Here is a 20,085-nt window from a genome sequence, read left to right as displayed (position 1 = left end):
ATCACCCCTGGTTATTTTGGAACTTGTTATCACGAAGGGCAGCGATGGCGCTGTCTGTCTCGATTTTTACCCCGAGATATTGGGCAAAGGCCTGTAGATGGAGTTGGCCCCGAGCAGAGTTGGCGGTGTCGTCAGAATCGCGCATGTAAGCGCGGTAGATAATCCAATCCATAAGTGGGGTGAGCCATGTGTCATCCACTTGAGCAATGGCGCCAGCGGTTACCGTTTGCTCAGTGACCTGCGCCGGCAGCGAGCTTTGCACCACGTCCACACTCACACCATCCGCTACGCCTGGGTAAAGCCAGAACACTTTAGGGTTCGCCACTTCATGGCTATAAGCTTCGGCCGCAGCGTTTCCGGTGCCGGTCATCCATTCGGGATCTTGGTCATCCAAGTGACCACGCTCGATAAAGCGGATCTTGCGGCCGCCAGTGTTACGCTCCACCTCGATGAGCTTGATGGCACCTGACGGCAGCGTTTGCCGGGTTCCCGCCGCACTGATATGCGCCACAGTCTCAGCAAACAGATCTGGCCGATAGTTGGCGATGGCGGCAATGGCGCTATTGTAGTAACCAACCAAGTCAGCCAGTGTCCAACTGGTCCGCGCCTGGTCGGTCAACTCACGTGATACCGTATCCAGAATGGATTTTATGGTGGTGCTCATGCGGCCCTCTAGCAGAAGGATCGGCGCCGAACCGGGTTGTACGGCTCAGCGTTGGGAGTGTGCTCAACACGGAAGCGGTAGGCGTCACGAACGGCATCGTTGAATGCCATCTTCCTGGCTCCAGCAGCGTCGGGATTGGTCCAGGGTTTGCCGGGCTGCAGTTGCAAGATAGCGGTTGCGCCGTCTGCCAGCGCCTCAGCGTAGTCTTCGATAATGGCAGTCGGGATTAGCGTGGCGGTGGGTAGTGGCTCAATGGCGCCGATAATGCGCACATCATTGAATTCAGACAGAAACCGGATCGACTCGGCCGACTGGACGTGATAATCCACTCCACGTTGCAGGTCGTTGCTTCCCGCGGTAATGCGATGGATAACCGAGCCGGTGACCTGAGGTTCAGTGACCTGCTGGCGCGCTTGCCGGTTGATGCTGGACGCCTTGGCAAAGCTCACAGTTTGCCCTTCGTAAACAACATCGAAGGTACGCTCCATGTGAACCAGTGCGCTGCGCTTGCAGAAATCAATCGCGGCACTCACCAGCGCCTTTGTGATTTGGCTATCAAGCGGACCGGAAACGCGCTGGCGGACTAGCGCAATCATTGGATCTAAGTTGCTTAAACGGCTATCCATCACAGCGGCCATTACTCGGCGCCCTCTTCTGCAGCAGCTTGCTTGGCACGCAAGGCGTCACGCACGCGAATACGGAAGTCATCCACCTTTTCTGTCGCGTCTTGCTGCAGTCCCAGATCTTCACGTTCAACCAGCGTGGCCAGCTTCGCAGAAGTGAGCTTGGCAAGGTCAACATCGCCCACCACCATGCATGCGGCCTCTGCTGCAGCGGCATCGGCTTCCGCCTTAAAGCGTACTTGCTCTGCAGCTTCCTCAGCAGCTTTCTGCGCCTGAGCTTTCACTTCGGCGAGGTTTTCGGCACGTACCCACACGGTTGGATGGTCCAACAGGATCTGGGCAATAGCGCATTCCACATCCACCGGCTGCAAACGTGGGAACAACAGGCGCGAGCCGGTCAGGGTATCGCGCTTAACCTCTTTGGGCCCGATATAGACCACGGCGATTTTGTCTGTCATGGCAGTCTCTCTGATAGGGATAAGAAAACGCCCCGGATAAACCGGGGCTCGGACAGTTACAGATTGCCAAGCACTTCATAGTGCAGTTTGAGCTTGGCTGTTCCCGTTGCTGCCCCACCACCAACAGTCAATGTGATTTCCTGCCCTTCGTTAGTCACCAGATCATCAACAGGAACATAGGCATTGACGGCCGCAACCGTGTTCTGTGCATTGATGATGGTCTTATCACCCACCTTCACAGTAAGCGTGGTACTGGCTCCGAGCGCGGTGGTAGTCAGGGTAGCCCCGATAACCTTCAAGTTCGGCTCGACGGGGTCACCAAATGCCACCACGTCATCTGCCGGCGTTGCAGATAAAGTGGCTACCATGGTCGGGGAAACAGAGAGATTACCAAAGGCTCCGACGAACCAACGGCGCAGGGTTTTAACCAAGGTTTTTTTGGCCATGATTGAGATTCCTATTGTGAAAACGAGATGTGGCGCCCCAGACAAGGGCGCCCATTGGTTAGCGGGTTACCAGGCTCACTGCGGTATCCAGAGCGATCACGCCGTGATCCTGCAGCATGCCGTCCTTGCCGGCGAAGCGGATCTTCTCGAGGCCGCCGATCCAGCTGATGGACAGCTCGGTGCTGTTCTCGTGGTCGGTTTTCTCTTCGTGCATGTTGAAAGCGCCACCTTCTGCGCCAGAGCCAAACGCATTGGCCAACGCCTGACCACCCAGCAGCACGGCGCGGTCAATGGTCGTTGCTGCAGTCACCTGGGTGGTGACACCGGTGGCACTGTTGGACGTGCAAACATCCACCGTTGAACCCTGATTGAAGCGGATCGGCATACCCTTGTATTGCTTAATCAAGATGCCGCGCCACATGGCCGATTCGCCCTTGAAAATGGGGTGATTCCAGCCCTTACTGCGCTCGAGCGCGGCCGTGACCATCGCCTGCCAGTCCTTGGCGGAGCTGGAGGTGTAGAAGTCATGCCACTGGCGAGGACTAACATAGAGGACATACAGCGGCTCGCCGCCGCTCGGGTCAGACACCATGCGGATCGGCTGAATGGGCGAAGCCATTTCGCTGATAAACAGAGCCAGATTATCCACCGCGCCTAGACCGAACTTGTCGGCGCTGTCGAGACTGCCAAAACTGGTGGCATCACCCCCAAAGAAGTGGCGATCGTAGGTCGGTGCAGTGACCGGGTTGATCAGGATGTCGCTGAACTCAGGATCATCCGCCAGCGGTAGGATGATATCTGGCGCGGAAAAGTCGCCACGGGCACCGGCCAGCTGCACCATGGCGCGCTGATCGACCAGTCGGCCGTAGTAGCCATCAGCCAGCAGAGTACGAGCAGTTGCGCGCAGATCATGCTTGGTGCGCTTCTGGCTCATCTTGCCACCGGCGTCCACGCCGTGACGAGTTTGGTTGATCTTGAGGCTGAAGCTAGCCTGAGACAGGCTTTCCAGGCGGCCAGTAATCTTGCGGTCACCCATGGTCGGGCGGCCAGAGAGCTGATGGAAGATCTGCATTTCAACTTCATCACCAGCCTGTTTGGCCAGGTCGGTAACTCGCACTACAGGCGCACCAGCCGAGGTTTGTTTACCACCATTGACCTTGACGCCCTTCGGCGCCTCTTCGGTCAGCATGTTGACGAGGGAATTGGCGCGCATCGCTTCGGTAAAGAGCGCCGCCTGCAGGACCTTGTTGGCCTGCGCAGAGGTTACTTGGGTCATGATCCTCTCCTGCACAAAAAGAAAAACCCGGCACAGTGGCCGGGTCATGGAATGGTTGACTAGTTAGATATCGAGCTCTGCAAGCAAGGCGTCAATCTGCGCAGGGGTCATGCCGGACATTTCTGCCATCAGCTGCTCCTGCGTCATGGTGCCATACTTGTCAGACTTGCTCTCATGCTGCACGGACTGGCCGAGGTCGGTCGGGCTGGCCGGAATGCAGTCACGCACCTCAACGTCCTTGGTGTCCGGCTTGGCTGCTGTCTTCGGGGCCTGCTTGGCAGGCTCGATAACATCACCAAACGCAGCCTTGGTGCGACGGGTTACTTCAGCGAAGCGCTCCGTCAGCGGCTTATCTGCCCATGCGGGATCCGCCTTGAGTCGATCATCAACTGAGATAGCGAAGGTGGCGCGGTCCTGGTCATTCTCCATCCACCCCTTGAGCTCTGGTACCGCCTGCAGTGCAGCCTGAACATCATTGTGAGTGGTGTTTTGCTGGGCTGGCGCGGCTTGCGGCTGACTGATGGCGTTGAGGCGAGTGGCAATACCGGTCAGCACCTTACCCAGCTCCGGGTAGTCCTGTGCCAGTTGCTCAATCTCGGCCACGTCCAGCTTGTCAGGGTCGGCATTGGGATCAATGCCATGCTTCTCCAGCACCTTCTGCAGCTTCTCCCGCTCAGCGACCTCGGCTTTTAGACGGGCGTTTTCAGCAGCCAGTTGCTGCTTTTGCGCACGCTCGGCCTCGAGCACTTCATACGGGATCTGATGCTTGCCGTCCTTAGACAGGATCACCTTTTCGGTGTCACTGCCCGCTTCGCTTGCCTGCGACTCATCGGCCTTGGTATCACTCCCCTTATCCTCAGCCGCAGACGGCGCGATGGTTACGTCCTTTTCTTCGGATTGGGTGGCTGGCTCTTGCTGCTCCTGTTCAGCGTTGTCGCTTTCATCCAGGGCATTCAATGCCGCCTCGAGCTCTTCCAACGATTCAGTGCCGGTTAGGTTGTTGATGTCTACGCTCATGGTTTCCTCATGGGTTATTGCGGGTGGTATCGCTGCCCAAGCGGGAGAAAGCTCTTACATAAAGCGCTCTCCGGCTGGAGCTGGGCATAAAAAAAGCCCGCACGAGGCGGGCATCAACTAAGGAACTATCATGTTGGGTTCAATTTGAATACTAGTCCAAGAACCGCAACCAACAATGGAAGAAAATAAAAAAAGCCCACTGCAGATACAGTGAGCCATGATGGGAAAACTCTAACGCCGGGCCTCTTTGATTGCAACCATCACAGTTGGATTGCATCAATTTGAGCCTGAATGGAGTTGAGCAACTGCTCCTGTACGGCCGCCATCTCCATCTGCATCGCATCGCGCTCCTGCTGCAGTCGTTCCATTTCCTGCAACGTTTTACCGGTCTGAGCCTGCTTGAGGGCGTCATCAAAACGCATCGAGTCAGTCATTTTTGCCAACCTCTGGGCTTCCGCTGACCATTTCTGTGCTTCCGCTTCGAGCTTCGTTACCTTGGCGGCTATTTCACGCATAGCCATGTCTTGCTGGGCCTGCTGCAGCTGCGCCTGTTGTGCAGCGGCCTGCTGCTCTTCTGGTGTCATTTCTTCGGGCTTTTTCTGGATACCCAAAGCACCGCGGATCCGCTCTACGAACTCTGACTTCTTGGGAACGTCGAGCAAGTCTACCAGCAGGTCAAAGCACACCGCAGCAGCTGCCGGGGGTAACTGTGACATAACGTTGGTCATGCGGTCGGCCAGCTGCTGCTTGTAGGCGCTAGTCTGCTGGATGGGAGCCAGTGCGATATGAGCGCGCAGCTTACTGACGTCATTGCTGAGCTCTCCCTCTTCCTCGGCATTGATGATCACCACTTTGCGGCGCGCCTTCTCGTCGCGGTTGAGCGTGACCTTGACGTTGCGCTGGCCGGCCATCTCTTCGAGCAGGTAACCAAGTGCAAGCTGACCGACCATTTGCCTAGCGAAACGGTAGTTGTCGTTGATTTCGGAAAGCGTAGTGGCGCCCTGCTCCACTAAATTGGCGATGGCCACACCAGATTGGCCAGTGGTCCCCTGCCCCAGATAAGCGGCATAGACGCCCATAGTGTCCTGGATCAGCTTTACGCTGTCCTGCATCACCTGGAATTGCTGGGCGGCGACTTGGAAATCCTGCTCAACACGGAACACGTCAGAGATGCTGAGTTTGTTGGCGCGGTCCGGGTTGAGCTCGATAATGCCATCGGCACGCTCAACCTGCTCCATCACCTGCTCCCGGCTCATATTGGTGGCGTCTTTATCCATGATGACGCGCTTGGCCTGCAGCAACCAAGTGAGCTTGATACGGCGCAGGTTCACCTCATTCTGTGCTGGGATGGCACGGGCTATCAGTCCATAGGGCTCACGAGTGCGATCTTTGCGATAGCCCCAGAACGGGACCAGCGGGTACATGTTCTGTGGGGCGCTGCACGGGCGGTCAGCTAAGAAATGAGGGCCGGCAAACCAAGCCTCCCGGATAACCGACACCGGAGCGTTTTCCACATAGCCACGCCCTAGCGCCACGGCGGCCATGTGCATAGGGTTATCGGGATTGAACTCAACGCAACGACCGGTCTCGAGCGTGAGCACCTTGCGCATTGTGTAAGTGCGGTAGTAGACCACCTGCAGCAGCAGACGCTTGCGGTCTGAACTTCGCCATTCGAGCTGGCGAGCGTCGAACTGCTGCCACTCATCAAAGGCGTTTGCCACACTCGGCTCCATCCCTTCGATGCTGGTGACACTGACCACGCCCATCCAACCGTCACTGACACTGGCTGACAAGGCTTCAGCCTTTCCTGGGAACATGGTCATAGCCTCGTCCACATCCAGCCAGCGGCGGCGCATCAGCCAACGACAGTCAGACAAGTCCGGCTCACGGGAGTGCCAGTCCCAGTAAACCTCATCACGGTGAATCGGTGAGAATTTCCACTTAGCCCCGAAAGGATCACTATTACGACGCACTTCAACCCAGCCCACGCCGAACTTAACCTGGCTGCCATACGCCTCACCACACGCACGATCGCACCCGCCCAATCGGCACATGTCAGCAAAAGCTGCGTTGACAGCCTCAGCCAATTCCTCGATCTCGTCATCGACGTCGTCGGCGATCACCATGAGGTCAGTACGGGTCTTAGCTTCCATCCCCAGTACGCCATCAATCGTTGGGGCAATCAGGTTATGAACGGTATTGGGCTGGCCACGTTCTTTGAGGGTGCTGATCACGTCTTGCGGTAGCTGATCCCCGTCATAATAGGCGCCACAGAGGTTGGCAAAGGTTCGCCAGTCAGGCTGAGCATTGATATCTCCCATCAAATCCAACAGGCGTGCAGTATCGAGACGCCCCTTGGGCGCCTTGGTTGTCATCTCGCTCATCAGTGTGCCATCCAGTGTTTCGATTTGCGGGGAGTGTTATCTCTGACAATGCGCGCCGGCATGCGGGCTCGCATCTCTTGGGCAATCATGTAGCTCATCAGCTGGTCATCGAAGCAGCCAGACTGGGCATTCATCCTGCCCTTCTTGTCATAAACGAACGTGGTTGCTTCATGCGCGGTACCAATCCAGCGGATCCCGGATTGCCCGGCACGGAGCAAAGCCTTGAGGCCATCAACCAGGATCGGCTTGCTCTGTGCTGTGGTCAGCCAACCGAGTCGATCGGTCTCTTCGTCCATTTCCCTGTCGATGTACTCTTGGGAATAGATGCGGCGCGTGGGGTAGATATCGCGCAGGGCCAGCAACAAAGCGTGACCATGGTTGTTGCGCTCTGGGCCGATAAAGGCAGGGCCGTATTCTTCTGTGCCATACCAACGGCCGATATGGGCAACCAGTTTAGCCAGTAAGCCTGGGTCGAGATGACCAAACCAGTGCGCCACCTGCTCACCGTTGCTGCGCTTGGTGACATCAACGCTAGAGCGGTCACCGTGCTCCAGACCCTCAGCCACGTCCACGCCGATGGCGTAATCCTCGTCAGGATCAGGCAGCTCCCAGACCAGCAGCAGATTCAGCAGGCTTCGCTGCCCTGCAGCATCCAGATTCTCCGGACCATGAGCACGTTGGCGTTTGCCAGTCGTCGGGTCCATGTCGTAGACGAGTTCAGGCGGGCAGCATTCACTCTCCGCTGTCATCACATCTGTTGGGTCAAAGACTCGGCGGCCGGATGTCAGGAACGCTTCGAGCGGCGTGCTAGGGAACTCCTGCTTCATCTCGGCACCGAGCGTCGATTCCTTGGTGACATACCACTGCCGCTGCTCATCATCCAAGTTGCAGCCCATAGCCTTTTCCACCGCCGTGAAGTAATCGGCTTGAGCCTGGCTCATTACCACTCCTGCTCGCGGTACAGCAGCCCGATACTTCGGGTCTTGCCACCAGGCGAAGAAGTGGAATTTCCAGTCAAGCTGGCTCAGCTCACCAGTCTTGGCCAACTCCATCGCTTTAATACACATGTCGTAGTAGTCGCCACCGACCCCTTCCGCCGTGCTCTCGATAAATGCGACGGCTCCCGGGTGGATGGCCTGCAGCGTACCGGTCTTCACTTCCTTGGCCTTCTCCGGGTACTTGGCGCATATCTTTCCGTGCTCCGACACATGGAGCCGCTGCAACGTACCGGAACGGAACGATGTCGCTACCTGGATGCTTGAGCCGTGCTTGAAGAAAATGGCGCCACCATTCTTGCCGCCGGAGCGTGAGGTCACGATGAAGCGGCTACGCAGCCAAGCCGGAAGGTTATCGAACGGGATCTCAATCTTGGTCCGAAAGATTTCTCCCGCGGCGCTCAGGTCTTGCGCGATGATCCCGCACTTTAGGTTCTTGTTGAACAACGCCTCATCGAGCAGATAGATATCAATGGCCGTTGAGAAACCGAGCTGCCGAGCTTTAAGTATGATGTTGAGCCACCACATCACCCGGAACAGCGCTTCTTGAGCCGGGCGCAACTGGAAGCGCACCAACTGCCCCTGCTCGTTCTCTATCATGTAGAGGTTGTTCATCCTCCACCACTTGTCGCTGAGCTTCGAGCGGATGTAGTCCATCCGCTCCTGCTCAGTCATGGCGGTGATGTCGAGTTTGGTCACTGGTGGATCTCAGGCAATAAAAACCCGCAGAAGCGGGTTTGGATATAGATGATTAAGTCTCTTAGTTCTGAATTACTGACATCGACCCGATCGTGAAACCAGATACGTCACACAACCTACCGCGCCAATATCCACCTCTAGTCGGCACTGGCGTAACCCCGCTGTAATGCTGAGCGTCCTTAAGGTGAATATAAACTGTTTTATTTATATCCGGTGTACTGTACCTGTTAGACATCCACTTCATTTCATCTGAAAGGACATTTCTAATGGAGTCCTCTACCTGATCATCCCGATGCAGTAGGGTGGCGAGATTGTCAAAATACTCCTTACCAGAAATAAGCTCCCCAGATATTAACGTTCCGCCAACAGTGAGCGTAATACCGATGCAAATCCCCGGATTGTTGTTAATCAGCCCAACCAAGGATGCTAAATGCCCATCAATTACAAAACCATAATTCAGGACTGCTTGCTCATTATCGTCATTGCTAGTGCATATGTTGTCACTCATACAGAGCTCCATTTGATAACTAAAAACACGGTATATCTAGTTCATCCGCTCATCAAGCCACCAGTACCCATATCGTGAAGCTCGACAACTATCTCACTCACCGAAGTTGTCTCACTGCCGCCTTCCGTCTCCAACCGGTCAGCTTCAGCGGTCAGCTTGCGCGTTGCAGCCTGAACCCGCTTGGTGTCCTCCATGATGTGGGGAACCCGGGCTTCATCAACCTTGATGGCTCGAAGCGAACGCTCAATAGACTCAATGCGTTGGATATTACGGTCCAGCGCCTGCTCGGCTTTCAGGATCTTGTCATAAAGCGCAATACGGTCGGCCATTTCGCTGGCCAGGGTTAGGTCCTGCTGCAGGCTCTTCAAGGTCTTGGTGACCGAGATAACTCGCGCCCGTGTAAACACCAGTTCGTCTCGCAGTCGCAACGCCTCGGCTTCATCGAAGAGCTCATCAGCGTCGAGGAACTTGGCGTAACCGCCGTGAGTCTTTGTCAACTGCATGCCGGGCTTGATGTTTGCCGGCGGATTGGGATTACCAGGGTTGCCCTTAGCGAAGCGGCCCTTCTGGTCCCGTCCGTTGTTGCTCACGCTTTGGGCCAAGTCAGTCTGGGCCTGAGTCGATGAAGAGGACCTTTCCTGTTCACCTTCTTCCTCTTCCCAACCAGCCTGAACTTTGCCCGCCTCATTTTGCGCAGTTTGCGCAGTGCGCACACCTGATTGCGCAGTTGCGCATTCTTGCGCAGCCTTCTGCGCAGCACTGGGTTTGATGTACCGCCGGGCGGACTGGTAATTCAACCCTTTAGCTTCGCACCATACTTGCGCACTGATGCCGGTCGCTGCATGAGCTAGGGCAAACTCGGCTTGCAGTGCGGCCCAGTCTGTCTTTGCCATTAGGTTCTAAGCTCCCCTTCTACAACAGCGTCACCTATCCGCGGGAGGTGCGTGGTTTGAATTCGAACCAGAACCCCGCTATCCAGCTTGACCGTTGCACAGGTCAATGTGTGAGAGATAACAGCTACGACAATGCCGGTAGTGTCGATGCCACCTTGATGCGCCGGGGTGTAGTCGCTCATTTGCTACCAACCCCTTTCGACATCAAAGCATCGTAGGCCCGCTCGCAGGCTAATCCTGCGTTTCGAGCTTGGTCATAAGCTGCTGCCAGCTCTCCCGCTCGCTTGTCAGCCCGGCCGAGCAGGTCGGCGAGCACCATGGCAGCGGTGCCGGCTGCCTGGCCACCGATGGTAGTACCGGTATTACCGGCGCACTGACTTGCTCTTGCTGCCAGGCGCTTGGCTTGCTGCTGCAGGCGCTCAGAAGCAGCATCAGCAGAGGCGGCATCAGTCTTTGCACGAGCGATTTCTTGTTCAGCATCTTGTCTCACCTTCTCGATGTCGGATTGGCGCCGCAGCTCCACGGCTCTCACCTTCTCCAGTGCCTCTGCCTTAGCGGTGGCCAATGCCAGCGCCTGCTTGTTCCACTTGCCCTGCCACTCGAGCTCGGTGGAATTGACGCCACGATGGTGGCCATAACCATAAGCTGCGCCCACGAGCACAGCTCCCAGCGCATACGGGATAAAGGGACGAAAATCAGTCATGGATTCCTCGTTAATCGAGGCCGCCGAGCGGCAGATCCTTGAAGAGCAATTTGGCCTGAGCCGGGGTCAGTTCGTTGCGACAGAGCGAGCGCTCTATCTGGCGACGTGTCCAGATGCCATAGCAGCCGCTTGAACTCTTAGAGCAGTCGGCTCGCTGGTTACGCACCATGGAAAACTTGAACAGCAGGATGGCGTCACAGGCCTGCTCGCGGTTATTGGCTTCGAGCTGGCGTATTGCCGTGGAAGTAGCGCAGGCGCCGGTACCCACGTTATAGCAGAGGTCGGTCATAGCCAGTATGACGTGCCCGGGTAGTTGATACGGCACAGTGGCCAGCGGCTGGCTGTGGGCCTCAATCTCACCGGCCCGAGCGCGGGCACACCATTCTGGTGTGACAGTCATGCCAGGAGTGACTCCCTTGGTGATACCGTCGCAGATGGTCCAGACCCCAGCGATATCCCGGTAGGATGTGAGAATTACCCTTCCAGAGGATTCCAACTGCCCAATCATGGAGGCTGCTAGGAGCATCAGCGACGACCCGACCGCCACGGTATTTCGCACGGGTTTCATGGCTGCTTAGGCTTGATGATGTTTGACCACACGAACCAGCCGGCCTGAATGACAATCCAGCACAATGTGGCCACAAGCACCCAGTCATTTAGGCTGTATCCTGCCAGGCTCATCCCTGATACCACAACCGGCGGACCAGACTTGGCGGCCCCGCTCGCTATGGCTGCCATCTCAATCTTTTCTTGTACTGCCATGCCCATACCCCACAAACAAAAAAGCCCGCACAAGGCGGGCCAGAAAACAAAAAGGCCAGGGTCGGTAAGACTCTGGCCATGCTGGGTAAACTCTAACGCCGGGTGGTGTTGAAGGCAAGCTTATAGACGATTAATCAATACCTTTCAACCCCAAATGGGGCTGCATAAGTTCTCAATTGGTACTATCGTTAATTGTGCCTCGTTGGATCTGTCCTAGATGACTTTCTACTCCTTTTTATGCTTGGTCAGTGTGCGGTCCAGGCATTTTTTATGCGAGCTTACACACCCATTTAGGGAGTGTTCGGAAGGGCCCAATGGAGTACCTTTGATTCTGCGTTCAGTCTTCCCAAATTGACCGCAACGTAAAGAGTATGTTTTACACGCTTCGTATAACCTTGCGTGACCTTCATGCCGCTGGTCACGCTTTTTTTTATATCTGCGTCAATGCGGGGTCAGGCCATGATTGGATAATGCTAGCACCACCCAATCGTTGAATCATGACCCCTCATTGCGGTTAGCTAGATGAGGAAACTATCAAGGGAATCACCCACCGCTAGGGCATTTGAGATGACTTTCGGCATGCGGCCTTGACCGGTCCAGAACTTCTCAACTCCATCGTCCAGATATTTGTACTTGGGCGGGCGTGGTGCTCGCTTAGCACCAGTCTCTTTGCTTGCACCGGGCACTGTGCTGACAAGCTCACTGGGGTCTATGCCCGCATCTTGCAACATAGCTTGAAACTCAGCCAACTTGGCAAAGCGCTCAGCTTGCTCTTTGCTTTCCATTTCAGCCGCTGAGACGCGTTCTTCATATACCGCGTCAAACTTCTCTTTTGCTTCCTTTAGCTGTTCAAAGGTTAGCTCACGAAGGGCGGCGCGAAGACTACGAATGTTGAGAATTACTTTCAGAAAATCGCTCATTTTGCTCCCACTGATAGATATAACAGATTATGGCCACACCACATGATTGACTGAGGCGACACTATTATTGAAAAACTTTATCTAATCTTGATTCAACAAGAATTGTAATGATAAATATCAAACTTTAAAAATAAATATTCCAAATCGCCTATCTGGTTAGACCTGAAAAAATGACAGTTGACCACTTATCTACTCTTGACACACATGACAGGCACAACACCTCAGCTTATTATTAAAAAAACAAATAAGTTTGAATTGAATACAACCATTTTGTATTTAAAATACCATTCCCCATACCTTGCACTTTTGATAAGATAATGATTGTTCAATTTTCGATCACTTGTCTCAAATGAGCGGACACGAAGACAAATCGCCCATGCCATTACTAGCCCAAGCGAGAGCTATCCTGTCGGATAACTCTTTTTCTCGGGATCACGCTAAAAAGCTAGAACAGCTACAAGATGCAGCTACAGGGCTCGAAGCAGAACTTATCGAGGAACTTTGGCTAAAAGCCTATAGCCTCGATGCAGACTTGACATTGGAATATCTCAGTGAGGAAGGGTGACCCCAAAAGGAGCCTTAAGGGCTGCTAGCTCACCTGTCCGTCATTTGAGCAACATAACCGATGGTTTAGAGAGCGGTGTTTAGCCGCCCATTCCCTCATGCTGCTAGCATGTCACTAATCTGCTTTGCCATTTCACTTGTCAGTTCCGAAGCTTGGGCTAGTACGTTGTCTACCTCACGCTCCATCAGATAACACAGCTCTGCAGAGAACTGCTTCCGAATAGCCACGCGGTCGGGAACTACCCTTCCGGTGCCGTTGCAGGATGGGCACTCGGTGCCAGCGCGCACTCGCTTGCCGGTTCCCTGACACGTTGGGCAGCGCCCTGTTTGCAGGATCTCGTCAGCACACCGGTTATAGGCGGCCGTGAGGATATGGTCTCGCTCATTCTTGAGGCGCTGATACTCAATTTCGTTGCCTCGGCGGTGGGCACGCTTGGCCTGCTCCATCACAATCGATGCCCGGCGCCGCTCTTTATCGTAATAAGGATGAGCCTGGCCGCTTCTCGCCTTTATCATGTGCTCGAGCTGATCCGGCAATGGCCGGCGTAATAACAGGGCAAGCGCAGCACCGGCGGCATCCTTCCCTACCGCCTGGGTAAAGTGGTCGCTCAGAGCGCGCACAGAACCGTCGTCCATCAGGTGCTCAGCCATGAGATAGTGATAACCCAGTTGTCGGCCAACAGCTGCAGCCTGTAAAGCGCCAAGGATTTCTTCGCGCCCCAGGATTCCTTTGCCAGACATCGCCACATCGAGCTGCGAGCCGCGGGGACTGAATAGGCGCAGGGCCATTTCTATACTTGCCATGGTTAGGTCCTCAGGTTTTGGTGATGGTTTGAGAAGGCGCGGTTAAGCCATTCCCGCATTTGACCGTTACTCACCTGCTCAGGCGTCACCTCGATGACTACCCAACCGGCAAGTAGCGCTTCATTCATCTTTGCTCGGTCACCGACAAATCCCTTCCCCCTGGTGTGGCGGCCACCGGAATGGATGCCGCCATGAACCTCAAGAGCAACCATCTGCACCGGCCAAGCGAAATCTAAGCGCCAGCGGCGCTTTGGATGGAATACCAGCTCTGTTGTTGGCTCAGGGAAACCGACCAATTGAGCCAGTACCTTGTTGTTAAGACTGTCCACCTGCTGTGACTTCTTAGCCTGATCAGCAGATTTCTTGGCTTGCGGGTGTTTACCGAGCAATCGGCTGGCCTCGATGGCAGACAGATGGATCATGCCGCCCCCTTCACGCTGATGAGCCCACGCACTGCCCAACTGTGTAGCTGACGAGTGAGGGCGCTAAAGATTGCCTCCTCTCGCTCTCCAGGCTGCCAGTCGTAGGCGATCCGGCCATCAATGGCATCGTGACAGGCACAGCACGCCTCGACCGCGACAAGGTCATCCCCTTTGAGAGCCATGCCATGGGGAGCACTCGGTAGGTGCGCCAGAACAGTAGTGTCAGTTCCCCCTACACAGACGCCAGCCAGTTGCAGCTTACAGGTCTGGCCGCGGGCGCCGTCGCGCAGTGCCTTGGAACGGATTGGACTGGTCTCGAATCTCATCCGGAGAACCCCATCAACTGGGAGCAGGCATTCTCTGCCTCTTCCTCGGTGGCAAACTGCTTGCTCAGGACATAACGCCAGCAGACCCCAAATACAGCCCGATAAAGGTCAGAGAATTCCGCCTGCTCCATCTTGGCGAAGCTGATGCTTTTGGCCTCCTTGCGCATGCCGCCATCCGGAAGCATCACAACGGTGTAATAACCGGCCTCGACGGTGAGCCACTTGCGCATAACCTCAAACGACTTCTCTGCCTGGGGGCCATGGCGCTCAACTCTACTGTTGGCCAGTTGGTCGATGAACTCATCCTTAGCCTTGTCCAACACGCTGCCGGAACCGAACTGGGCGAGGTAGCGCACAAAACGAGATAGGATCCCCTGCTCTGCTGGCGAGACCATGCCGCCGGCCGGCTCCCAGTAATCGAAGGTCAGATTGAGCAAGGCAAAGAAGCGTCGGTGGAAGGCCAGATTGCGCCGCCCCTTTCCCTTGGCTTGGATGATGGTGCCGATAGGCATCAGCTTGATGGCCTCTGCATCGGCTGGCGTAGACGGTGCAAGCACCCCGCCGGACATTTTCAAGAGGGTAAGGTCCATTGCTATGCAGCCTCCTCGCCGATCAGGTCCAGGCACAACTGGATCTTGGCGTGGATAGCGGCCTGCTCTTGGCTCAACGCATGCTTTTCGATGCGGCGGCGGACAAGTCCTTGACCATGCACGGTACCTTTAGTAACAGATGCAGCCTCTCGACGGGTGAAATCGTTCAGCCATTCAGTAAGCTCATAGCTTTTTCTGATCTGGTCAGCCAGCCAGTTGAAGGCTTGGATGTACAGCTCCTTGAACTGGGCGGCCTGCTTGCCGGTAAATCCCATTACCAAGAAGACCATGCCATCCTTGGTCATGTGCCACATGGGGGTGGCAATGTCTTCACCACCTGATGGGTTTTTGCGGTAATAGACCGTCTCCTTGAAATTGAGGAGACGAAATTCTGAGCTGCACTCCAACTTATCAATTGTCCGAAGAACGTTGTCATGGCGTTTGCCAAAAAGCTCGGCCACCTTGCGGGACGTGGTGAACGTTTCCCCATGCTTGGCAGCTACTAGCGTCCGGAACAACGCTATCTGCTCGGGGCTGAATGTGGTCATTTCACCGGATGTGGTGGAGTCGAAAGTGAATATGCTGGCGCCACTGCGCAGGCGCTGAATAGATAGTTCTTGGATTGGTTTCTTCATGGCTAGGTCCTCGTTGCGGGTGGTTAGCCCGATGGCTCGGATGGTTAGTCCGAATTTCTGTCGAGGCTCGTGAAGAATTTTTCGATTGTCAAGTCTAACTATATGCCTTCATGTCAAATTAATATTAATGCAACAATCTTTCTCTTTTCGACGGGCAAAATCATATTCCCCATATGGGTCTGTCATAGGTGCCTTCATCTGTATTACTCTCATACTCAAAAAAAGAGAGCACCCTGATGGAAGAACAAAAAGAATATTTACTTGAGATTAAGTTTGAGCCAAAACTATACCTCCTTCATCGAAGCGACTGCCCGGTGCTTCCATGTGCCCACATTAGAGACTATTTCGGTGCCTATCCCTCAGATGCAGAAGCAATAAAGGCATTAAAGTCACTTAACTTGGATACGCGGCTTTGCGCCACATGCTTAAACGCCTACACAAGAAAAACATATGACAACTCGATAAGGCCCTAGAATTTACTCTGATAGTGACCAGGTTATTCATATCGTATCTCGTGTGTGTATAAAAAACACCCACTCATCAGCGATATCGCAGACACTTAATTGATAAGTCTGTTTGTTCTATGAGGAGATCACACTCTAATCTCAAACACGCGGTTAAAGTGAGTATTCGCACAATCTTTACCTTCACAGGGATTCATAGACACTGTTATAAATGACAGTTGAAAATTTCAGTCAGCATCAATTCCAAAATCAATATTTATATACGACAAAATGTGATCGTTGTCTTAAGGTCACGAGAAGATAAAAAGAGAAACTATATCCAAAAGTAGCTCCGCCAATCTACCCCCAATATGAAATATGTTCCTTACTCCACACAGGTGTAGAGTCTTAAGAGTCCTCCCTCCCAACATGAACATTGGGGATAAAGTATGAACAAGATAACGGCCATACGTGAGCTCGAAGCCGACAAGATAAGAGCTAGTGCGAGCGCAGCTTGTGAAACATTAGACTGGATTTCAGACTATGTAGTCGCAGGCGTGAAGACAGAGAGCATTGCGAAATTCTGTCATGATTATTTGTTCCAAGTAAAAAAGATACCCGCTTATGACGTAACCGAAGAGGGTGATCCTGTTGTCACTGTCTATGTATCTCACAATTATATCATTGCAGGGGGTAAACCCAGCTCGTTGCGCTTACAGCATGGAGACATCATCAATGTTGAGTTAAAGATACAGATGGACAACTGCTTCTCTGAATCCAGCAGAATGTACATGATCGGAAAACCGAGCCCTCAAAAAATCGCTATGGTTGAGGCTGCATTTGAAGCGATGTCCTCTGGGCTCGAAGCTGTACGACCGGGCGCTACAACAGGTGACGTTGGGCACGCAATCTATACAACCATCTCTAAGATGGGGTTCCATACTCTTATAAATGATAGTGATTTCACTGAAAGACCAGCAATTCCACACCTACCTTCAGTCGGCAGGCCAGGAGCAGGTATCAAGCTCGAAACTGGCATGATCTTCATACTCGAGCCAATCATCATCTCCAGATGTGCTGACGTTGAGCGACCATCCAGTAGAAGCATATTATCTACAAGTGACTGTTCCCCGACCGCACACTGGAAGCACATCATAGCCGTGACAGACGAGGGTTGTGAGGTTTTGACCCAGCCCACCTTTCATAAAGATGGGCTGTTACTATCTTGCATAAAGCCATCACAAATGGATGGGATGTGGAGAAAAAAACAGGCTAGCTAGAATCCACCGTAGCGATTTATTTCGAATTCTCGGGGAGGCTCGTGAAGAGTTTATTTATTGTCAAATTACTCTAACGGCTCTTCATAAAAGTGGTTAAGTACAATCCATAATAACTATCTCAAAACACTTTCAATTGACTCCATAATTCTTTTTATTGCGGGCTGACATGCAGTACGGCTAAATATTTTGTATGAGGAAAGATGAGGTAGCCGTATCAGAACTGACAAGTTTCCATCTCGTTCAAATTGATGAATCTGATATCTTGCATACCACCAATTAACGCGCTCGTTAACACTGTCCCCAACTTGTTTGTAACCATTCTCGACTAAATGATTGTGGAGCTCATTAAAAACCACACAAGAGATAGCAACATATACCTTACAATGCACTTTACTTATCCGTTGAGACCATATCTGGCGACCACACTGAATCCACTCATCTTTATCGGGTAATTGACTCCAAGAGGGTGAACGAGCAGGGATGTAATTTGTCATCAATGAGCCATCCATGAGCGACTCCATATCAACCCCAATGACATCAGCAATCATCGAGTAGAATATCCCTAGCTGTTTTTGCAAGGGGGCTTCCCCTCTGGGGTATGGTGGCCAGACCTCATTGTAATAAGCACACTTACCCTCAACAGAAACCTGGTGATTCTCAGACGCAGGGCCTCCTGGGTTTAGCCCCAAAAACGCCACCGGATAACGCGGTGAGCACATGTTTATGAAAGGCCCGAACAACAAGTCCCATCCCCACTTCGCATCTGATTCCTGATAATAGGAACTTATGTGGCGGACTACACTGTCACGAGAAGTAATGTCAAGATAATCAGTCATTAATCATACCTGTATATAATTCAGACAAAAAGAGGGCTCTATACAAACGAGCCAACCTCTACTCGTCTAGGCAGGTTTTAGAAGCCTTTCCTGTAAGATGCTGACTTTGATTATCTCGGATGGTGGCTCATGAGAAGGTCTGATGAGCAGTAGCAGTTAGTCGTATTAACGTGCTATCTTGAGGCGCAGCCGTTCCTCGCGTTGTTGTTGGGACACATGGACAGCTTCCGGGATAGCAGTCGATGGACTCCTAGAAAATTTTTGCATTACCTAGTTATCACTACGGTACTTTGATCGCCCTCCCAGGTTAATATTTAAGCACCCAAGTTAATACTACCAAGCGAGTCATCTTTAACCTCTTGAATCTAAATTTACACAAACCCATTACAGCGATGAATCAAATCTGTCATCACCATGCCGACTGAATATATATGAAGAGAAAAACAGACATAGCAATCAAAATAGTGTAGAACATATGTTCATAAGCATGAAACAGAGTGGCTATGATGCAAAATATTTTCTCATCTCAATCAATGGAAAATGCACACATATATGAATTCCTAACTTCTCCTTATGAATCCCCGTTCTACTCAAAATCTTTTGATATTTCGCACAACGACAGAAGGATTGGGATAATTGATCAATTTAACGGCAAGCGACCAATCATTTTCAATAAGGATTTTTTTGACAAAAAAAAGCTAGAACTCAACATCTATCAAACTTTAGTGCTTGACTCACATATAGTAGATATTTTACACCGTTATGTATCTGGCATTGGAAAGTTAGATGATAATTCAAAGCTAGTAACAAGAGATTTTTTAGTACATGTATCATCCTTAAATTGTGACTACAACCCCGTTTTCTATCTAACAGAAAACTTCTCCAAATCATCAAAAGAACAATTTATTAAGACATCATCTGGCAAATTGTCATCAATTCTAAAACTACACTGTATGGATGAGCAGGAGTATATAAACAATAATGTAATAAAATATAAAAAGGAATCTGTGGAGCACTATTGCGATAAATATAAATCTGTAGACCTAGATAACTGCGGAATAGCATGGGCTAATGAATTCGCAGAAAACCACCATAATAACGACTATCGAGAAATAACAAGATTATCATATGCCTGTTTATTAAAAATGGTGTTAATCCAGTTTATGTACCCTAAGATGAGCCAAGAAAACATCATAAAGAAATATTATGAGTTTGAAAGGTTTTTAATTGAAGACTTAAATATAATATTAGCTCGAGAGCTAAACCTTGCCTTGTACTACTTTTCAAATTTTGCAGGGAAATTCGTAAGTGTTCAGCCAAACATGGATGTCGAAGGTGCTAAGAGAGCGTTACTATCTACTGCATGGGACCTTCTTTTACTTCGTATACCTGAAATACTACTATCTCCTACTCACTTACCAGAATTGAATTTATCCTATATAGTAACTTCTGAGGCAAAGTTGCTCGACATAGGAGATATGTTTAATATTAGTACAGTTATGTATAAAGATAAAAAATCCCCTGCATTTCCAATTCTGAGTTTTAATGTAAAGAAATTTGAGAAAGTCATCTCAGAAGTAAACCTAGATGAGTTAAATAAGCATGGGCAAACACTAGCAATATCTCGTATTACCAAAGCACCAAAGCATATATCAACTCAATCGGTAAATTGGCTTATTGCTGATCTAGAGTTACAACTCAGCTATCTGTGTAAATGATTATACCCAAATCTGCTCATGATTAGGGCCAGTTTATTATTACCAAACACCGGTATCCAGCCGGTGTTCTCCTCACACTAGTGACCCCTCTCCCGCAACTCCTTCACCATCTCCTTGGT

General features: G+C 52.1%; 21 protein-coding genes. 2 read left to right on the top strand and 19 right to left on the bottom strand.

The genetic code is table 11. The annotated features are described in order from the left end of the window. Position 1: 1 nt before the first annotated feature. The 19 genes from BW958_RS09020 to BW958_RS08920 form a co-directional block, all read right to left on the bottom strand. Complete coding sequence (locus BW958_RS09020; RefSeq protein WP_076575413.1) at positions 2-664, bottom strand: phage adaptor protein; 663 nt, start codon at positions 662-664, stop codon at positions 2-4. Positions 665-672: 8 nt separating this feature from the next. Next, entirely contained in the window at positions 673-1,260 is a 588-nt protein-coding gene (locus BW958_RS09015) for a hypothetical protein (RefSeq protein WP_256701943.1), read from the bottom strand. Positions 1,261-1,301: 41 nt separating this feature from the next. Next, positions 1,302-1,745, bottom strand: a complete 444-nt coding sequence (locus BW958_RS09010; RefSeq protein ID WP_076575411.1) for a hypothetical protein — start codon at positions 1,743-1,745, stop codon at positions 1,302-1,304. A 56-nt stretch (positions 1,746-1,801) separates the two neighbouring features. Beyond that, positions 1,802-2,191 carry a hypothetical protein gene (locus BW958_RS09005; protein WP_076575410.1) on the bottom strand — a complete coding sequence of 130 codons (390 nt, stop codon included), beginning with the start codon at positions 2,189-2,191 and terminating at the stop codon, positions 1,802-1,804. Positions 2,192-2,249: 58 nt separating this feature from the next. Beyond that, positions 2,250-3,467 carry a N4-gp56 family major capsid protein gene (locus BW958_RS09000; RefSeq protein WP_076575409.1) on the bottom strand — a complete coding sequence of 406 codons (1,218 nt, stop codon included), beginning with the start codon at positions 3,465-3,467 and terminating at the stop codon, positions 2,250-2,252. 63 nt (positions 3,468-3,530) lie between these two features. Beyond that, a complete protein-coding gene (locus BW958_RS08995) occupies positions 3,531-4,484 on the bottom strand; it encodes a hypothetical protein (protein WP_076575408.1) in 954 nt (317 codons plus the stop codon). A gap of 260 nt (positions 4,485-4,744) precedes the next feature. Continuing rightward, positions 4,745-6,868, bottom strand: coding sequence for a portal protein (locus tag BW958_RS08990; RefSeq protein WP_076575407.1), 2,124 nt, complete (start codon positions 6,866-6,868; stop codon positions 4,745-4,747). After that, positions 6,868-8,562 carry a terminase large subunit gene (locus tag BW958_RS08985; protein ID WP_218641752.1) on the bottom strand — a complete coding sequence of 565 codons (1,695 nt, stop codon included), beginning with the start codon at positions 8,560-8,562 and terminating at the stop codon, positions 6,868-6,870. The genes BW958_RS08990 and BW958_RS08985 overlap by 1 nt, the downstream gene beginning before the upstream one ends. A gap of 61 nt (positions 8,563-8,623) precedes the next feature. Then, positions 8,624-9,070, bottom strand: coding sequence for a gas vesicle accessory protein GvpU (gene gvpU, locus BW958_RS08980; RefSeq protein WP_076575406.1), 447 nt, complete (start codon positions 9,068-9,070; stop codon positions 8,624-8,626). A 41-nt stretch (positions 9,071-9,111) separates the two neighbouring features. After that, on the bottom strand, positions 9,112-9,963 hold the full coding sequence (locus BW958_RS08975; RefSeq protein ID WP_076575405.1) for a terminase: 852 nt from the start codon (positions 9,961-9,963) through the stop codon (positions 9,112-9,114). 178 nt (positions 9,964-10,141) lie between these two features. Next, positions 10,142-10,666 (bottom strand): DUF2514 domain-containing protein, encoded by a 525-nt coding sequence (locus BW958_RS08965; protein WP_076575403.1) that lies wholly within the window; start codon positions 10,664-10,666, stop codon positions 10,142-10,144. A 10-nt stretch (positions 10,667-10,676) separates the two neighbouring features. After that, complete coding sequence (locus BW958_RS08960) at positions 10,677-11,174, bottom strand: glycoside hydrolase family protein (protein WP_179078839.1); 498 nt, start codon at positions 11,172-11,174, stop codon at positions 10,677-10,679. Positions 11,175-11,230: 56 nt separating this feature from the next. Further along, the gene (locus BW958_RS08955) at positions 11,231-11,428 is read right to left on the bottom strand and encodes a hypothetical protein (RefSeq protein WP_076575564.1); all 198 of its coding nucleotides are present in this window, start codon (positions 11,426-11,428) and stop codon (positions 11,231-11,233) included. 518 nt (positions 11,429-11,946) lie between these two features. Then, a complete protein-coding gene (locus BW958_RS08950; protein WP_076575401.1) occupies positions 11,947-12,348 on the bottom strand; it encodes an H-NS family histone-like protein in 402 nt (133 codons plus the stop codon). Between the two features lie 660 nt (positions 12,349-13,008). Further along, positions 13,009-13,716 carry a TIGR02642 family protein gene (locus tag BW958_RS08940; RefSeq protein WP_076575399.1) on the bottom strand — a complete coding sequence of 236 codons (708 nt, stop codon included), beginning with the start codon at positions 13,714-13,716 and terminating at the stop codon, positions 13,009-13,011. Between the two features lie 2 nt (positions 13,717-13,718). Further along, positions 13,719-14,138, bottom strand: coding sequence for a hypothetical protein (locus BW958_RS08935; protein ID WP_076575398.1), 420 nt, complete (start codon positions 14,136-14,138; stop codon positions 13,719-13,721). Next, positions 14,135-14,464: a nuclease domain-containing protein gene (locus BW958_RS08930; protein WP_076575397.1), complete on the bottom strand. Its 330-nt coding sequence runs from the start codon at positions 14,462-14,464 to the stop codon at positions 14,135-14,137. Before BW958_RS08930 ends, BW958_RS08935 begins: the two co-directional genes overlap by 4 nt. Then, a complete protein-coding gene (locus BW958_RS08925) occupies positions 14,461-15,054 on the bottom strand; it encodes a DUF1367 family protein (protein WP_076575396.1) in 594 nt (197 codons plus the stop codon). Before BW958_RS08925 ends, BW958_RS08930 begins: the two co-directional genes overlap by 4 nt. A gap of 2 nt (positions 15,055-15,056) precedes the next feature. After that, a complete protein-coding gene (locus tag BW958_RS08920) occupies positions 15,057-15,689 on the bottom strand; it encodes a Rha family transcriptional regulator (protein WP_076575395.1) in 633 nt (210 codons plus the stop codon). Positions 15,690-16,581: 892 nt separating this feature from the next. Here BW958_RS08920 and BW958_RS08915 point away from each other — a divergent pair. Beyond that, entirely contained in the window at positions 16,582-17,412 is an 831-nt protein-coding gene (locus BW958_RS08915) for a M24 family metallopeptidase (protein ID WP_076575394.1), read from the top strand. Positions 17,413-18,751: 1,339 nt separating this feature from the next. After that, positions 18,752-19,966 (top strand): hypothetical protein, encoded by a 1,215-nt coding sequence (locus BW958_RS20320; protein WP_143233058.1) that lies wholly within the window; start codon positions 18,752-18,754, stop codon positions 19,964-19,966. Positions 19,967-20,085 lie beyond the last annotated feature (119 nt).

The organism is Aeromonas sp. RU39B, from assembly GCF_900156095.1.
Classification (GTDB): Bacteria; Pseudomonadota; Gammaproteobacteria; order Enterobacterales; family Aeromonadaceae; genus Aeromonas.
The sequence above is the reverse complement of the archived record's forward strand: the minus strand, read 5'-3'. Positions and strand labels throughout refer to the sequence as shown.

Coding starts and splice junctions, on each gene's coding strand:
- BW958_RS09020 (WP_076575413.1), bottom strand. CDS start 664: ATGAGCACCACCATAAAATCCATTCTGGATACGGTATCACGTGAGTTG.
- BW958_RS09015 (WP_256701943.1), bottom strand. CDS start 1,260: ATGATTGCGCTAGTCCGCCAGCGCGTTTCCGGTCCGCTTGATAGCCAA.
- BW958_RS09010 (WP_076575411.1), bottom strand. CDS start 1,745: ATGACAGACAAAATCGCCGTGGTCTATATCGGGCCCAAAGAGGTTAAG.
- BW958_RS09005 (WP_076575410.1), bottom strand. CDS start 2,191: ATGGCCAAAAAAACCTTGGTTAAAACCCTGCGCCGTTGGTTCGTCGGA.
- BW958_RS09000 (WP_076575409.1), bottom strand. CDS start 3,467: ATGACCCAAGTAACCTCTGCGCAGGCCAACAAGGTCCTGCAGGCGGCG.
- BW958_RS08995 (WP_076575408.1), bottom strand. CDS start 4,484: ATGAGCGTAGACATCAACAACCTAACCGGCACTGAATCGTTGGAAGAG.
- BW958_RS08990 (WP_076575407.1), bottom strand. CDS start 6,868: ATGAGCGAGATGACAACCAAGGCGCCCAAGGGGCGTCTCGATACTGCA.
- gvpU (WP_076575406.1), bottom strand. CDS start 9,070: ATGAGTGACAACATATGCACTAGCAATGACGATAATGAGCAAGCAGTC.
- BW958_RS08975 (WP_076575405.1), bottom strand. CDS start 9,963: ATGGCAAAGACAGACTGGGCCGCACTGCAAGCCGAGTTTGCCCTAGCT.
- BW958_RS08965 (WP_076575403.1), bottom strand. CDS start 10,666: ATGACTGATTTTCGTCCCTTTATCCCGTATGCGCTGGGAGCTGTGCTC.
- BW958_RS08960 (WP_179078839.1), bottom strand. CDS start 11,174: ATGATTGGGCAGTTGGAATCCTCTGGAAGGGTAATTCTCACATCCTAC.
- BW958_RS08955 (WP_076575564.1), bottom strand. CDS start 11,428: ATGGCAGTACAAGAAAAGATTGAGATGGCAGCCATAGCGAGCGGGGCC.
- BW958_RS08950 (WP_076575401.1), bottom strand. CDS start 12,348: ATGAGCGATTTTCTGAAAGTAATTCTCAACATTCGTAGTCTTCGCGCC.
- BW958_RS08940 (WP_076575399.1), bottom strand. CDS start 13,716: ATGGCAAGTATAGAAATGGCCCTGCGCCTATTCAGTCCCCGCGGCTCG.
- BW958_RS08935 (WP_076575398.1), bottom strand. CDS start 14,138: ATGATCCATCTGTCTGCCATCGAGGCCAGCCGATTGCTCGGTAAACAC.
- BW958_RS08930 (WP_076575397.1), bottom strand. CDS start 14,464: ATGAGATTCGAGACCAGTCCAATCCGTTCCAAGGCACTGCGCGACGGC.
- BW958_RS08925 (WP_076575396.1), bottom strand. CDS start 15,054: ATGGACCTTACCCTCTTGAAAATGTCCGGCGGGGTGCTTGCACCGTCT.
- BW958_RS08920 (WP_076575395.1), bottom strand. CDS start 15,689: ATGAAGAAACCAATCCAAGAACTATCTATTCAGCGCCTGCGCAGTGGC.
- BW958_RS08915 (WP_076575394.1), top strand. CDS start 16,582: ATGAACAAGATAACGGCCATACGTGAGCTCGAAGCCGACAAGATAAGA.
- BW958_RS20320 (WP_143233058.1), top strand. CDS start 18,752: ATGATGCAAAATATTTTCTCATCTCAATCAATGGAAAATGCACACATA.